Genomic DNA, 14,411 nt, shown 5'->3' on the forward strand with positions numbered 1-14,411 from the left:
CGAACATGAGCCGCAGGTGTGGAGCGGCTTGAAGAAGAAGAAAAGGACACGCTCCATGACACTTACAAAGCTGATGAAAGGCAGCGCGCTGGGCGCCCTCGCGGTCGCGATGACGGTCACTGCCCTGCCCGCACAGGCTGAAGCGGCTGAAGCTGCCGAGCAGCGCTCGCAGCAGGATCGCGGCGAACGCCAGCAGCAGCAGCGGCAACAGCGCCGCCAGGAACGCCGTAGCGCCCAACGCCAGGAACGACGCAGCGAACGACGCCAGGAGCGTCGCAGCGAGCAGCGTCAGGAACGTCGCAGCGAACAGCGGCAAGAGCGTCGTCAGGAACGCAGGGATTACGGTGCCGAGCGTGAACGTGCTCGCCGCCAGGCAGTCCGCGAAGTCTCGCGCGAGAACCGCGCCGAGGAACGTCGCGGTGCCGACTGGAATCGTGGTGATCGCCGTGCAGAACGGGCGCAGGAGCGTTCGGGTCGCGACTGGAACCGCAGCGAACGCCGCGAAGAACAGCGCCGCGCCGAACGTCGTGCGGAACGCCGCACCGAGCGTCGGATCGAAGAGCGCCGCGCCGAGCGTCGTGCCGACCGCCGCGCAGAACGTCGCTATCAGGAACGTCGCGCAGACCGCCGGGCCGATCGCCGCGCAGAACGCATCTATCGCGAGCGCAGCGTCCGTGATCGTGCCGCCCGCAGCACGCTAGAGCGTCGTTCGCGCTACTGGGATGGCCGCCGCTGGCACAATTACGACCGGTGGGACCGTTATGGCTGGCGCGATAACAACCGCTACGACTGGTACCGCTATCGCCATACCAACCGCAGCATCTTCCGCCTCGGACGTTATTACGCACCGTACCGGGATTATCGCTATCGCAGGCTCGACATCGGGTTCCGCCTTGGCAACCTGTTCTTCGGCAGCCGCTACTGGATCAATGATCCCTGGCGCTATCGCCTGCCGGAAGTCTACGGCCCCTATCGCTGGGTCCGGTATTACGACGACGTACTGCTGGTCGACATCTACAGCGGCGAAGTGGTCGACGTGATTTACGACTTCTTCTGGTAAGTCACTTCCCCCACCCCGCTTCTTCGGCGTGAGAGTGGACCGAAGAAGCAAAGAAACCCCCGCCGAGCGATCGGTGGGGGTTTTTCCTTGGCCTCAGCCGGGGACCTTGCCGAAAGGAAGCATGCGGAAGATGCCGCCGTTCCTGTCGAAGAACGTATGCTTCAGCGCGCCGAGTATGTGCAGCGCGATCAGGTAGATGAAGACGCTGCCACCCGTTGCATGAAGGCCGAAGATGGTCTTGGCCGCTTCGGCATTCTCGCCAACCGGCAGTGGTGGAATCACAAAGAGGCCGAACATGTCGACCTCCCGTCCGGACAGCGAATTGGCAATCCACCCGCCCAGCGGAAGGCCGATCAGCAGCACATAGAAGATGACGTGGACCGTGCGCGCCAGCGTCGCTTCCCACTGCGCGAGGTTCGAGGGAAGCGGCGGAACCGGGTGCGTCCAGCGCCAGGCCAGCCGTCCGAGCGTCAGGACGAGGATCAGTATGCCCAGCGCCTTGTGATTGGCGAAAATGGCAATCTTGTCTTCCATCGCCTCGGCATGCTCGGCGTTTTCCGCCAGCCTCCAGTTCACGATGACGGCGATTGCGATCACCCAGTGGAATATCATCGCACCGGCGGAATAGCGGCGGGCTGTATGGCTCATCTTGTCACTCCCCTCCAAGGATCGGGCGTGAGCTTAGCGTCTCCAAACCGCTCTGCAAGTTGACGGTTTGCGCCGCGGCGGAGCCACGCTAACACTTCGTGCCATGACCAAGACCACTGCGATTCCCGATCAGGATGCTCTCAGGCGTATCGGCGCCAAGGTTCGCGAGCGCCTCGAAAACGATCCCGAAATCTACAAGGTGCCGACCGACCGCGCCGAGATCTTCGCCGTGCCGAATTTCCTCTCGCCGGACGAATGCCGCCGCTTCATCACCATGATCGACGTCGTCGCACGGCCGAGCGAGCTGCACGAGACCGCCTATATCGCCAAGTTCCGCACCTCTTACTCGGGCAATTTCAACCCCAACGATCCCTTCGTCAAAGGCATCTCGCGCCGGATCGACGACCTGCTCGGAATGAACCCGGTTACCGGCGAGGCGATCCAGGGCCAGCGTTACCTGCCCGGCCAGGAATTCAAGCCGCATAACGACTGGTTCTATACCGACCAGGAATACTGGAAGCTGGAACGCAAGCGCGGCGGCCAGCGCTGCTGGACAGCTATGGCCTTCCTCAACAAGGTCGAAGAGGGCGGACACACACACTTCACAGAAGTCGGTGCCTCGATCGAGCCCAAGCCCGGCGTGCTACTCGTGTGGAACAACGCCACGCCCGAGGGCGAGCCCAATGTGGACACAATGCATGCGGGCACGCCCGTGATTGCCGGCGCGAAGTACGTGCTCACCAAATGGTACCGCACGCGCAAGCACAGCTGATCGGCTAAAGGGAAACCTTGTTCTTGATCGGCAGGCGGATCGTCGCCTGCAAACCGTCGGGTCGGTAATCGGTCGAGATCGAGCCGCCACTTCCCCTGACGACCCCGTTGATTAGGCGCGAGCCCGAACCCGAGCCTTGGGTCGCTGGATGGGTATCAAGTCGCTCGCTCGCCGACCCAAGGTTTTCGATCCAGTGGATTTCGACGAACTCCTCGTCTTGCGTCCAGTCGACGTGAACTTTCCCATCTGAGGTCGATAGGGCACCGTATTTGAGCGCATTCGTCGCAAGCTCGTGAAGGGTCAGACCCAACGGGGTGATGTTCTTGCGAGAAAGATCGACAGCCCCGCCCACGATCTCGATCCGATCGGCGTAGGAATTGCGATACGGGCGCAGTACAGCTTCCACGAGGGTATGCAGGTTCGATTTATCCTCCGCCAAGCCTTCGCCGGTAAGACTCATGCGATGAGCACCGGCAAGCGCTTCGATGCGCCGTTCGATCTTCTCTGACAGTTCCGCCGCGTCGTTGCTGTCTTTTGCAGAAAGGCGGACTATGGCGGCAAGAACGGCAAACAGATTGTCTGTGCGATGGCGCAGCTCGGTTGCGATCCGTTCGTTCTCGACGATCGTTTCACGTGCGGCGAGCAATTCCGTGATGTCCCATTGGGATCCAAAGAAATAGGCGATCGACCCATCCTCGTGATAGATCGGTCCGACATGCACGGCATTCCAGAACGCGCTGCCGTCCTTGCGGTAATTGAGGATGTCGGCGACCGTGTATTCTTCGGTCTCGATAGCCTGCCGCAACTTGCTCACAGCCTCCGGCCTGGTCCCCCGCCCCTGGAGGAAGCGGCAGTTCTGGCCGATGATTTCGTTGCGGTCGTAGCCCGTCAGTTCCACGAATGCCTGGTTGCAGTAGACGATCGGACAATCGGGCTTGTTCGGGTCCGAGATACACAGCGCCATACGCGTCTGTTCGGTGGTCTGCAGGAACAGCTCGGAAGAGCCGATCTTCAGGTCTGCGAGGCGTCCGGCCAGCCGCGCGTTGCGCTCAGCGAACTCCATGAACTTGCGATTGTCTTCCGACGGGGAATGCGCCCCCCCGCCACCGCCATTGGTACGACCCACGGCAGGTACTCCCTTTTACAACTTACCATCCAGGAGTAATAGTGCCGCCATTCCAATGTTTTGCAAGAGCCTGCGGCCTCGAAAAAACACGATTACCGTCGTTTTTTGCCACAACAGCCTGATAGGCTTGAAGCATTTACTTGCGGATTTTAGCGTTCCAACGCCTCTGAAATCAGCTTGCGCGAGTTCTCGACACCGTAGAGCGCGATGAAGCTGCCCATGCGCGGCCCCTGATCGCTGCCGAGCAGAGTCTGGTAGAGCGCCTTGAACCAGTCGCGCAGCGACTCGAAGCCGTATTCCTCGCGCTTGCCGATTTCGTACACCTCGGTCTGGAGGTCTTCGGCGCTGGTGTCTTCCGATGCGCCCGCAAGGTAAGCGTCGAGCGCCCGCAGTGCCTCTGCCTCGTTGGGCTCCGGCGCGCGCTTGTTGAGCGTCGGGACGATATAGTCGCGGGTGTAGGCCACCGCGGTACCGATCAGGACTTCCAGCTCGGGTGTGATCTTGTCGTCCCCGATGTAGCTGGCGAGATAATCGCGCAGCGCGTCCTCGCTTGCCTCCGCACCCAGCACGCTGGCGAGGTTGAGCAGCAGGCCATAGGTCACCGGCAGGCTGTCGCCTGCACCGGGTGCCTCGCTGCCCTCGAACCCGCCGTTCGCGCGCGCAAGGTGCCACACCGGATTGCCGAGCTGCTTGTCGAGCTCCTGTTCGGCGAGGCGCTCGCGGAACTGCCAGTAATCGTCCACCGCGCGCGGGATCACCCCGACGTGCAGCTGCTTGGCGCTCTTGGGATTGGGGAAGATATAGTAGCCGAGGCTCTCTTCGCTGCCGTACTGCAGCCACTCCTCGATCGAGAGGCCGTTGCCCTTCGACTTGGAAATCTTCTCGCCATTCTGGTCGAGGAACATCTCGTAGATGAGGCCTTCCGGCTTGCGCCCGCCGAGCACCTTCACGATCCGGCCCGACTGCACGCCGCTGTCGGTCAGGTCCTTGCCGTACATCTCGTAATCGACGCCCAACGCATACCAGCGCATGGCCCAGTCGACCTTCCACTGGAGCTTGGACATGCCGCCCAGTGCCGACTGCTCGACGAGCGTGCCGTCCTCGTCGGTGAAGCGGATCGTGCCGTCTTCCGCATCGAGAACCTCGACCGGGACCTGCAGCACGCGGCCGGTCGAAGGCGAGATCGGCAGGACCGGCGAATAGGTCTTGCGCCGCTCTTCGCGCAGTGTCGGCAGCATGATGTCGAGAATGTCCTGGTTCTTGCGCAGGACCTGTCGCAGCGCATCGTCGAAGCGCCCGGAATTGTACATGTCGCTCGCTGCGATGAACTCGTATTCGAAACCGAACTGGTCGAGGAATTCGCGCAGCTTGGCATTGTTATGCGCAGCGAAGCTTTCGTGGCCCTTCTCGAAGGGGTCGGGCACGCGGCTGAGCGGAAGGTGAAGGTTCGCCTCGAGCAGATCCTGGTTGGGAACGTTGTCGGGCACCTTGCGCAGGCCATCCATGTCGTCACTGAACGCCACGAGCCGCGTCTTGCCGTCTTCGGGCTTGGCACCAATCATCGCCTCATAGGCGCGGCGCACAAGCGTGGTGCGCAGGACTTCCTGGAAAGTGCCGATATGCGGCAGGCCCGAAGGACCGTAACCGGTTTCGAACAGCACCGGGCTGCCGTCAGGCTTGGTACCATCAGGATAGCGTTTGAGCAGCCGCTGCGCCTCCTGGAACGGCCAGGCCTTGGACACACGTGCGGCGGTGATCAGATCGTTCATGCTCATGGCAAACCCTCTTGCCGCTCGCCGTTCCTGTTGCAAGTGCGAAGTGTTGCAGGGGCTGCCGGTAAGCCCGACAGGATGGAGCACATGGAACACGATCCTGGGCGAGAAATGGAGGCATGACCCGGAAAGCTGTCATTCCGCTGGCGCCCGATTGCCGATCCTGATCCGAGCGGTTGAAATTTATTTTCCTGCGGGATTGCTAATCGGTTTTGCTGGGCCATCTTCAGTCTAGCTACCAGTCGCAATTGACGGTTTCGAAGGTCACATTCGACCCTCCCTTCTCGCTATTTCGCCTCTTAGCCGGCTCTCACGCGGTCGCTACCGACCGCCAGTGCATTGCAGAAGGATTCTTCCAATGAGCAATGATGAAAAGGATCAGAGCCGCGGCGACGGGAGAGGTGATGGCTCGATCAGTGCGATGAGCGATGATGACGCAATGGGTTTCGCTAAAGGCGACGATCAGCCCTTGGACAAAAACGAGGAATTCGGGAGCTTCGAGCCCCACAAGGACGCTGATTACTACGAAAATCTCGCCAGAGAAGATCGCAAGAAGGTTGCCGCCTGCACCGATCCGAACCTTTCCCTATATCTCCGGGAAGTTGCTATCCTTCACGAGCGGGAAGCAAGAAAGCTTCGTCGCGAGGAGCGTAAAGGCGCCAGGTTAGAGGCATCGAGAAGACCGTGGGCGAAGTTCCGCTGACGACCCGATCGCGGACACCTAGTCGCGCAAAAAAAGACCTCCACTTCCGTTAGGAAGCGGAGGCCTGAAGGTGAAGCGGCGCTGCAAGAACAGCACCACCCCTCGGGTCGCCTTTTTGCAGGCGCACTGCATTCGGTTTTGGCGCTATTCCTTTTTCGCGACTGCTTGCAGATACTCGATCTCTGCGAGCTCCACTTCGACACGTTCGCGCCCTTCTTCGCTTTCGATCACAAGATCGATCGGTCTTCCGCCCAACTGACTATTGGGCTCGTTCATAAAGAAAATTGCAGCCTCTCGCCCGAGGATGATCATGGCCAGGCGGGTCGTCTCGCTCTCTCGCTTCGCCGCAGCTGGCGTTAGACGCGTTCCCCGATCGCGGTCCGACATCAGGTGTCGAAGCCCACGGCATATCCGAACTGATCAAATGGAAAATCCACCTTGCTCTCCTCGTCAAAGCGGGAGCACAACGTGTCTCTCAGTCGCAGGACGCTTAATCGTACCAACTGCGATAAGGCAGCGTCTATCAGACTTGACCTGACAAGTCTTGCCGTAAAAAGTTTGGTGGTTGCCGAGCAGTCAATCGCGGCCAGCAATTTCTGTATCCTTGAATATCAGTCATTGTAATTTTTTTGCACGCTGCTATATAGAAATTGCCTAACGTCGTTTGCGACGGATATTGACTGCCACCAGCCACGCACAAGCGCGCTACCGGCACCTCGTCCATTTCATCCTTCCTGGCTCCGCAGCGGAATTCGTCCGCGCGGGTGATTTTTCGTACGCTAGGATGCTTTGTTGGCGAAAGAAGAGCTCATAACGATGGAGGGTGCGATCGATGAGATCCTGCCCGACGGTCGCTTCGGCGTCGTCCTCGACAATGAGCATCGCATCATCTGCTACACTGCAGGCAAGATGCGTCGCTATCGCATTCGATCGGTCGTTGGAGACCGCGTACACGTCGAAATGACGCCATACGATCTGAGCAAAGGCCGGATCGTCTTCCGCGAACGAACACAAGGGCCCATGCCCGCCGGTGCTCGCAAGCGCGGATACAGGCGCTGAGACTTGAAGAAGGCGGCAGGAAGACCCTGCCGGAACTACACATAATGAATTCAATGAATGCGCGCGATGCCTCGCGCCCCAAGCTTTCCCTCCGTTTCGGCGCGATCCATGCGCAAGGCGGAGGGCGGGAAAATGCAAATCCCGGCCTCATGGCGACCGCCGATCTGCGACGTATCGTCGCAACGATGATCGACTGAGCCACACACACCTTCGCGGCCATGCATCAGCATCCCCGCCCCAGCAGGAGAACTGACATGGACCTCAATCATCAATACGCGCAGCACCAACGGGCCCTCATGGGTGCCAACGGTGCTGCAAACGATGACGACCGCCTCGCCGAACTGGTGAAGGCCTCACACATTGCCGGACGCATAAGCGAATTCCAGCACGGACTGGGCGCTGCCGCAGCCTGTGCCTGGAGCAAAGCGCAATTTGCCAATCCGGCAGCCCTGACGACGGGCTTGGAAGCCACTCACTAACAGGTGAGACTTCTGTGGCTCCAAACAAAATGCTCACGTTGAATTTCGACGGATATCGACGCCTGGCGAGGCAATCGGACATTTTCCGGTTCTCGCGCCTTCAATACGACGACCTCCTTTCAATTGACGACTTGACGCACGAACCCGGCTCGCAATCTCGCCAGCCGGACACAAACGTTTCTTGAAAGGAAACGATATGACTACTGGTACCGTAAAATTCTTCAACAGCGACAAGGGCTATGGCTTCATCCAGCCCGATGACGGCTCTGCCGACAGCTTCGTCCACATCTCCGCCGTCCAGGCGGCAGGAATGACGACGCTCGATAAGGAGCAGCGCCTCAACTACGAAGTTGAAACCGGCCGCAACGGCAAGGAAAGCGCAATCAATCTCTCGGCTGCAGATTAATCAGCTGATCCGAGTTCCTCTCGCGTGCTTTTGCGACCCGGCATGCGAGGGGGACACCCATTCTTGATCCAGACTTGAGAGATGCACAATGTACCAATCGTTCGAATTTTACGAAGCGCGTGCGCAAGAAGCAGCTCTCGAAGCGGACGCCGCCACACTCGATAACGTCAAGCAGCGTAATCTACGTGCCGAGAAGTCCTGGACAAGGCTGGCCGAACTGGCGCGAAAAGTAGCGACAGACCGCGCCAAGGCCGAGCAAGCCAAGACGGAGAAGCGAAATGCCGAGCTTGGCCTGCAACTCTCGCAATTGAACTAGAGCGAAGCCGCCATGTCTCTGCCCAAGGGATTTGCCATGTTCCGCCGGACCGATGGAACGGCTGCAGCTTGCCGGGTTTCGGCAGTCCTGTTCGTGGGAAAGAACGAACGCGGTGTTGTCCTGAATTTTTCGGGCGGTGCACAGGTCAATGTGCATGAAGACTTCGATGAAGTGATGGCCCTGCTAGCATCGGAAGCTTAAGCGCTTTCAGCTCAGCCAGCTTTCCACCCAATTCCGGCCTTTGACTTCATCTCGCACAAGGCCTGACGACCGCCCTCAAAGTTAGGGCAATTCGACCGTGTCCTTCACCGTCCCATAGACGAAACTCGTGTTGATCGTCGCGATCCCGGGCGTCTTGTGGAGCGTCTCGCGCATGAAATCCTCATAGGCATCCAGCCCCGCAACGACGATCTGCAGCAAGTAGTCGGAGCTTCCCGTCATCAGGTGACAGGTCAGGATCTGCGGCGTTTCGCGCACTCTTTTCTCGAAGGCATCGACCACCTCCTTGTCGTGCCGCGCAAGCGTGACCTGGACGAAGGCGGTCACCGGATAACCCGCCTCCCCTCGGTCCACGATGGCAACGTAGCGGTCGATTACGCCGGCCTTTTCGAGGTTCCGGACGCGGCGCAGGCAGGGTGACGGGGACAGGTGTACCCGCTCCGCCAGCTCGGCATTTGTCAGACGTCCGTCGCGCTGCAATTCGCGCAGGATCTGGCGGTCTTTCGCGTCCATCGCATCCCTCAGTAGCATAATCTGCCAATTATGACGCTTCAGTTGGCATACTTCGCAGGGATATTCCAGTCGGATAGCGGTATATCGGCCTCAAACACGCATAATGAGGTCAATCACATGAGTCGCTCCACGCTTTCCGGTTTCTCCAGCCGCGCCATCCATCACGGGTACGATCCGGCAGAGAACATGGGTGCGCTGACCCCGCCTATGCACATGGCATCCACCTTCGCGTTCGACAGCGCGGAACAGGGCGGCGCAATTTTCGCCGGCGAACAGCAGGGCTATTTCTACAGCCGTATCTCGAACCCGACGCTCGACCTGCTCGAACAGCGTATCGCAACCCTCGAGGGCGCCGAAGCTGGCGTTGCGACCGCAAGCGGCATGGGCGCGATCACCGCAGTCATGTGGAGCCTGCTGCAGGCCGGTGACGAGATCATCACCGACAAGACGCTCTACGGCTGCACCTTCGCCTTCTTCCGCCACGGCCTTGCCAAGTTCGGCGTCAAGGTGACCCATGTCGACCTGACCGATCCGGCCGCGCTCGAGGCTGCGATGAACGACAATGTGAAGGTCGTCTATTTCGAAACGCCTGCGAACCCCAACATGCGGCTGGTCGATATCGCCGCCATCAGCGAAGTCGCGCATAAGCGCGGCGCGCAGGTCGTGGTCGACAATACCTATGCCACTCCGGCCCTGACTCGTCCGGTTGAGCTGGGCGCGGATATCGTCGTTCACTCGGCCACCAAATATCTCGGCGGGCACGGCGACCTCGTCGGCGGCCTCGTCGCAGGTAGCGCGGAAACGATGGAGAAAGTGCGCCTTGAAGGCCTCAAGGACATGACCGGCGCAGTGATGAGCCCCTTCACCGCGACGCTGGTGATGCGCGGCCTCAAGACGCTGGCGCTGCGTATGGAGCGCCACAGCCAGTCCGCACTCGAAGTCGCACGCTGGCTCGAAGCGCAGCCGCAGGTGGCCGCAGTTCACTACCCGGGTCTCGAAAGCTTTGCGCAGGCCGATCTCGCCAGCCGCCAGATGGCGCTGCCGGGCGGCATGATCGCCTTCGACCTGGCCGGTGGCTACGACCAGGGCATCCGGTTCATGAACCGCCTCGGCATGATCACCCGCGCGGTCTCGCTCGGCGATGCCGAAACGCTGATCCAGCACCCGGCCAGCATGACGCACTCGACCTACACGCCTGAAGAGCGCGCCGCGCATGGTATCGGCGAAGGCCTGCTGCGTCTTTCGGTCGGGCTGGAGGACGCCGAAGACATCTTCGCCGACCTCGAACAGGCGCTTCACGCCTCGGAACTGTCGATCGCGGCATAAATCGAAGGGGATTGGGCGGCACACGCCTTGCCCCCCGTTCCGTTTGTGTTCTAACGCGAGGGGGTGAGCCAGCCTCTCCCCCTTCCCTCGCTGCATGCCAGCCACGCAGGCACATGGCTGCGCGACGCGAATGGCGCCACGCGCGGCTGTTCGAAGGGCGAGGCGGTCATGGCGGCGGCAGACACGCCGCTGCTGCTGATGAATGCGCCGCTGGTGGCGAGCAGGCTCGGCTATCCCGACCTTTCGGGCCTCGACTTGCTCGAACTGTTCGCTTTCGTCCATCCGGCGAAATTCTGCGTTCCGACGCCCAAGGGCCTCGCCGACGCGCTGGGGCTGGACGCGCCCTCCGACGACGCCGACGTCCCGTTGCTGCTGCAACAGGCGGCAGGGGCACTGGTGGCGACCTGCGAGAGCGAGGACTGGGCGGAGCGCGAGGGCGCATGGTCGAGCCTGCAATCGCTCGCACGGTTGCGCTGGCCGTGGGCAAATGTGCTCGCTCCGCACGTCGCCAAACCGCAGAAGGCCGAGAAATGGCTCTTCACCAAGCTGCCGGAATGGGAAGAAACGCCCGACCGGCCGCAGCCTGCACAGGTCCTGATCGACGAACCTGAGATCGAAGCGCATCTCGAACAACTGACCGGCGAAGGCGCGGAAAAGCGCGAGGGGCAGCGCCTGTTCGCGCGCGGTGCCGGCGGTGTGTTCGCCCCGCGCGATGCGCAGAAGCGTCCGCATGTCCTGCTGGCGCAAGCGGGTACGGGGATCGGCAAGACCCTTGGGTATCTCGCACCGGCATCGCTCTGGGCTGCACAATCGGGCGGGACGGTCTGGGTCAGCACTTATACGAAAAACCTCCAGCGCCAGTTGCGCCGCGAAAGCACGCGCGCATGGCCCGCGACACGCCCCGACGGATCTCCGCCGGTAGTCGTGCGCAAGGGGCGCGAGAATTACCTGTGCCTGCTCAATCTGGAGGATGCGCTGCAAGGCGGCTTTGCTGGACGCCCGGCCATCCTTGCGCAGCTTGTCGCACGCTGGGCTGCCTATACGCAGGACGGCGACATGATCGGCGGCGACCTGCCCGGCTGGCTCGGCACGCTGTTCCGCAAGCGCGGGATCGCGGCACTGACCGACCAGCGCGGCGAATGCGTGTATGCGGGTTGCCCGCATTACCGGAAGTGCTTCATCGAACGCAGCGCGAGAAACGCCGCGCAGGCCGACCTCGTCATCGCCAACCACGCGCTGGTGATGGTCAACGCGGCACGCGGGCGCGATATCGCCAGCCGCCCGACGCGCATCGTGTTCGACGAGGGACATCACGTTTTCGACGCTGCCGACAGCACCTTCTCCGCCGCGCTGACCGGGCAGGAAGCGATCGAGCTTCGCCGCTGGATCATCGGGCCGGAACGCAATTCGCGCGGGCGCAGGCGCGGCCTTGCTGCAAGGCTCGCCGATGTTGCCAGCTACGACGAGGCGGGGGGCGATGCAGTCGAAGCCGCGATCGAGGCAGCCGAAGCATTGCCTTCCGACGGCTGGCTGGGACGGCTGGCTGAAGGTGCGCCCTCGGGGCCATTGGAAGCGCTGCTCGCACAGGTTCGCGCTACGACCTTCGCTCGCGACGAGAGCGGGCTCGAGGCAGGCTACGGCATCGAAACCGAGACCGCGCAACTGCCCGGCGAACTGGTCGAGGCAGCAGGCACTGCCGCACAGGCGCTCGCGCAGATCCGCACTCCCCTGCTGAAGCTCGCGGGGAGGTTGGAGGCCGTGCTGGAGGATGCACCCGACTGGCTCGATGGTCAGGGCCGTGCGCGCATCGAGGGCGCGCGACACTCGCTTGCCTGGCGCATCGATCTGGTCGCCGCTTGGGAAGCCCTGCTCTCGCGCCTGGGCGGGCCAGCCGATCCCGAATTCGTCGACTGGCTGGCCGTGGATCGCAACGATGCGCGGGAATTCGACGTCGGGCTTTATCGCCACTGGCTCGACCCGATGAAGCCATTCGCACAGGTCGTGCTCGAACAATCGCATGGCGTGATGCTGACCAGCGCCACGTTGACGGACCGCGACGAGACCGGCCCCGACTGGGAGCATGCCATCGCCAAGAGCGGCGCGCCTCATCTGGAGTTGCAGCCCAAGACCACGCAGGCCGACAGTCCCTTCGATTACGCAGGCCGTGCCGAAGTGCTGATCGTGACGGACATCAAACGCGGCGATATTCCTGCGCTCGCCGGAGCCTATGCGCGACTGATCGAGGCGTCGGACGGCGGCGTGCTCGGCCTGTTCACCGCAATCCGCCGGATGCGCGCGGTCTATGGCAGGATCGCCGACCGGCTGGCGCGCGCAGGCCTGCCGCTGTTCGCCCAGCATGTCGATCCGATCGATACCGGCACGCTTACCGATATCTTCCGCGACGATGCCCGTGCCAGCCTGCTCGGCACCGATGCCCTGCGCGACGGGGTCGATGTGCCTGGGCGCTCCCTGCGATGCGTCGTGATGGAGAGCGTGCCCTGGCCCCGCCCCACCATCCTCCACCGCGCCCGGCGCGCCGCTGCGGCAGAGCAGGCGGGCGGTGCGCAGCGCTATGACGACCGTATCATCCGTGCCCGCCTCGCACAGGCTTTCGGGCGGCTCATTCGCAGCAAGGACGATGCCGGGCACTTCGTGGTGCTGTCTTCCGCCTTTCCCAGCCGACTGCTCTCCGCCTTCCCCGAAGGCACGCCGGTCATACGCCTGACACTCGACGAGGCTTTACAGCGGGTCGCGAAGGGTGTTGGGAAAGACACGCAAGACGAAGCCGAAACCGCGGAGAGCGAAGAGCAGTGAAGGTCCTTGGATTATTGCGCCATGCCAAGTCCGACTGGGGACAGAGCGACAAGCGCGATTTCGACCGGGGTCTGAATACCCGCGGCTGCAAGGGCGCCGCCCTGATCGGCCAGCACATTCGCGAACACGGGGTAAAGTGGGACAAGCTGGTCGCCAGCCCCGCACAGCGGGTTAAGACCACGCTCCAACAGGCTGCGATAGGCGTCGCCCCCGAATGGGAGGACCGTCTCTACCTCGCCTCGAGCGAGACGATCTGCGACGTGATCCGCGAAGACGGCGGGGATGCCGACACCCTCCTCCTTGCTGGCCACAATCCCGGCCTTGGCGACATGGTTTTCGAACTGGTCGCGCCGAAGAACGAGAACGCCCTGTTCGACGAGGCGAAGGTCAAGTTCCCCACCGCGGCCTTCGCGGTGTTCGAGCTCGATATCGACGACTGGGCGGATCTGAAGGAAGGTTGCGGCAAGCTCGTCCACTTCGCCCGCCCGCGTGACCTCGATCCCGAGCTCGGGCCGGAGCATTAGTCCCTTCGGCAGCTATTACGTGGGAAACGGACATTGTGTCCCCTCGCCTAGGCCAGTAGCTTCAACCCATGCGAAGTAATTTTCTATGTTTGGCGACATTTGCCAGCTTGTTATCTGCCTGCAGTCCAAGTGGCGCCGACACTCCGTCCCAAGAAGTCGCTTGTGAGATTGTGACTGATTACGTGGGGCGGTTCGTGAACGAAGCGGAGCGCTCGCGAACGAAATACCCGGATGCGCCGCGAAGTATCGCAGTACGAGAGGCACCCCTGCAGTTGCTTCCAGTCATCTCTGAAGATGGCCCGATTGAGGGTTCTGTGCCAAAAAGCATCGCTCATGTTGGCGATTGGCGCAGCGTCACAAAACTTCCCGAGCAAAGTGTCCTCGATGCCTGTATCAGCTTGGAACCTTTGCTGTCCGAACAAGGGGTCGTTTCCGACAATGAGACAATAAATTCTCTCACCATTGGGGATGATTGGGACGCGCACGTGCTTTTAGTCGCGATGCCTATTTGGACAGTGGATCAAGAGCACGCTGTGATTTTCGCTCGGAAATCTACGGGTGGCTTATCCGGCGTAGGCATCCTGGCAATCTATTCGAAAGGCAAGAATGGAAATTGGCAGTTTGCGCGCGAAGAAGTTCGCTCGATTTCTTAGACTTTCTGTCCGCAAACGGGT

18 protein-coding genes are annotated in these 14,411 nt (G+C 61.5%); 13 read left to right on the forward strand and 5 right to left on the reverse strand.

What is annotated here, in order from left to right; translation table 11 throughout:
• Window positions 1-55 precede the first annotated feature (55 nt).
• Complete coding sequence (locus tag K3136_RS03810; RefSeq protein ID WP_221431577.1) at window positions 56-1,060, forward strand: RcnB family protein; 1,005 nt, start codon at window positions 56-58, stop codon at window positions 1,058-1,060.
• Between the two features lie 93 nt (window positions 1,061-1,153).
• Here the strand turns inward: K3136_RS03810 and K3136_RS03815 are convergent, their stop codons facing one another.
• Window positions 1,154-1,708 (reverse strand): cytochrome b, encoded by a 555-nt coding sequence (locus K3136_RS03815; RefSeq protein WP_221431578.1) that lies wholly within the window; start codon window positions 1,706-1,708, stop codon window positions 1,154-1,156.
• A 103-nt stretch (window positions 1,709-1,811) separates the two neighbouring features.
• Between K3136_RS03815 and K3136_RS03820 the strand changes: the two genes are divergently transcribed.
• Window positions 1,812-2,480, forward strand: coding sequence for a prolyl hydroxylase family protein (locus K3136_RS03820; RefSeq protein ID WP_221431579.1), 669 nt, complete (start codon window positions 1,812-1,814; stop codon window positions 2,478-2,480).
• A gap of 4 nt (window positions 2,481-2,484) precedes the next feature.
• On the opposite strand, the gene K3136_RS03825 is transcribed toward K3136_RS03820, so the two are convergent.
• On the reverse strand, window positions 2,485-3,606 hold the full coding sequence (locus K3136_RS03825; RefSeq protein WP_221431580.1) for a PAS domain-containing protein: 1,122 nt from the start codon (window positions 3,604-3,606) through the stop codon (window positions 2,485-2,487).
• 149 nt (window positions 3,607-3,755) lie between these two features.
• Complete coding sequence (locus K3136_RS03830; protein WP_221431581.1) at window positions 3,756-5,381, reverse strand: lysine--tRNA ligase; 1,626 nt, start codon at window positions 5,379-5,381, stop codon at window positions 3,756-3,758.
• A gap of 355 nt (window positions 5,382-5,736) precedes the next feature.
• Here K3136_RS03830 and K3136_RS03835 point away from each other — a divergent pair, with 355 nt between their 5' ends.
• Window positions 5,737-6,081: a hypothetical protein gene (locus K3136_RS03835; RefSeq protein WP_247711425.1), complete on the forward strand. Its 345-nt coding sequence runs from the start codon at window positions 5,737-5,739 to the stop codon at window positions 6,079-6,081.
• Window positions 6,082-6,225: 144 nt separating this feature from the next.
• On the opposite strand, the gene K3136_RS03840 is transcribed toward K3136_RS03835, so the two are convergent.
• Window positions 6,226-6,468 carry an antitoxin Xre/MbcA/ParS toxin-binding domain-containing protein gene (locus K3136_RS03840; protein ID WP_221431582.1) on the reverse strand — a complete coding sequence of 81 codons (243 nt, stop codon included), beginning with the start codon at window positions 6,466-6,468 and terminating at the stop codon, window positions 6,226-6,228.
• A 405-nt stretch (window positions 6,469-6,873) separates the two neighbouring features.
• Here K3136_RS03840 and infA point away from each other — a divergent pair, with 405 nt between their 5' ends.
• The 6 genes from infA (at window position 6,874) to K3136_RS03870 (ending at window position 8,542) form a co-directional block, all read left to right on the forward strand.
• Window positions 6,874-7,140 carry a translation initiation factor IF-1 gene (gene infA / locus K3136_RS03845; RefSeq protein ID WP_221431583.1) on the forward strand — a complete coding sequence of 89 codons (267 nt, stop codon included), beginning with the start codon at window positions 6,874-6,876 and terminating at the stop codon, window positions 7,138-7,140.
• Window positions 7,141-7,184: 44 nt separating this feature from the next.
• Entirely contained in the window at window positions 7,185-7,337 is a 153-nt protein-coding gene (locus K3136_RS03850) for a hypothetical protein (RefSeq protein ID WP_221431584.1), read from the forward strand.
• A 57-nt stretch (window positions 7,338-7,394) separates the two neighbouring features.
• The gene (locus tag K3136_RS03855; protein ID WP_221431585.1) at window positions 7,395-7,619 is read left to right on the forward strand and encodes a hypothetical protein; all 225 of its coding nucleotides are present in this window, start codon (window positions 7,395-7,397) and stop codon (window positions 7,617-7,619) included.
• Window positions 7,620-7,815: 196 nt separating this feature from the next.
• On the forward strand, window positions 7,816-8,025 hold the full coding sequence (locus K3136_RS03860; RefSeq protein ID WP_221431586.1) for a cold-shock protein: 210 nt from the start codon (window positions 7,816-7,818) through the stop codon (window positions 8,023-8,025).
• An 88-nt stretch (window positions 8,026-8,113) separates the two neighbouring features.
• Window positions 8,114-8,341 carry a hypothetical protein gene (locus tag K3136_RS03865; protein WP_221431587.1) on the forward strand — a complete coding sequence of 76 codons (228 nt, stop codon included), beginning with the start codon at window positions 8,114-8,116 and terminating at the stop codon, window positions 8,339-8,341.
• Window positions 8,342-8,353: 12 nt separating this feature from the next.
• Window positions 8,354-8,542, forward strand: a complete 189-nt coding sequence (locus K3136_RS03870) for a hypothetical protein (protein ID WP_221431588.1) — start codon at window positions 8,354-8,356, stop codon at window positions 8,540-8,542.
• 81 nt (window positions 8,543-8,623) lie between these two features.
• Here the strand turns inward: K3136_RS03870 and K3136_RS03875 are convergent, their stop codons facing one another.
• Window positions 8,624-9,091 (reverse strand): Lrp/AsnC family transcriptional regulator, encoded by a 468-nt coding sequence (locus K3136_RS03875; RefSeq protein ID WP_247711426.1) that lies wholly within the window; start codon window positions 9,089-9,091, stop codon window positions 8,624-8,626.
• 99 nt (window positions 9,092-9,190) lie between these two features.
• Between K3136_RS03875 and K3136_RS03880 the strand changes: the two genes are divergently transcribed.
• The 4 genes from K3136_RS03880 to K3136_RS03895 all read left to right on the forward strand — a co-directional run bounded on the left by K3136_RS03880 (window position 9,191) and on the right by K3136_RS03895 (window position 14,390).
• A complete protein-coding gene (locus K3136_RS03880) occupies window positions 9,191-10,399 on the forward strand; it encodes a methionine gamma-lyase (protein WP_221431589.1) in 1,209 nt (402 codons plus the stop codon).
• A gap of 63 nt (window positions 10,400-10,462) precedes the next feature.
• Window positions 10,463-13,213 (forward strand): ATP-dependent DNA helicase, encoded by a 2,751-nt coding sequence (locus K3136_RS03885; protein ID WP_221431590.1) that lies wholly within the window; start codon window positions 10,463-10,465, stop codon window positions 13,211-13,213.
• Entirely contained in the window at window positions 13,210-13,737 is a 528-nt protein-coding gene (locus tag K3136_RS03890; protein WP_221431591.1) for a SixA phosphatase family protein, read from the forward strand. Before K3136_RS03885 ends, K3136_RS03890 begins: the two co-directional genes overlap by 4 nt.
• A 194-nt stretch (window positions 13,738-13,931) precedes the next feature.
• Window positions 13,932-14,390, forward strand: coding sequence for a hypothetical protein (locus tag K3136_RS03895; protein WP_221431592.1), 459 nt, complete (start codon window positions 13,932-13,934; stop codon window positions 14,388-14,390).
• The last annotated feature ends 21 nt before the right edge of the window (window positions 14,391-14,411 follow it).

The sequence above is a fragment of the Qipengyuania gelatinilytica genome (genome assembly GCF_019711315.1).
Lineage (GTDB): Bacteria > Pseudomonadota > Alphaproteobacteria > Sphingomonadales > Sphingomonadaceae > Qipengyuania > Qipengyuania gelatinilytica.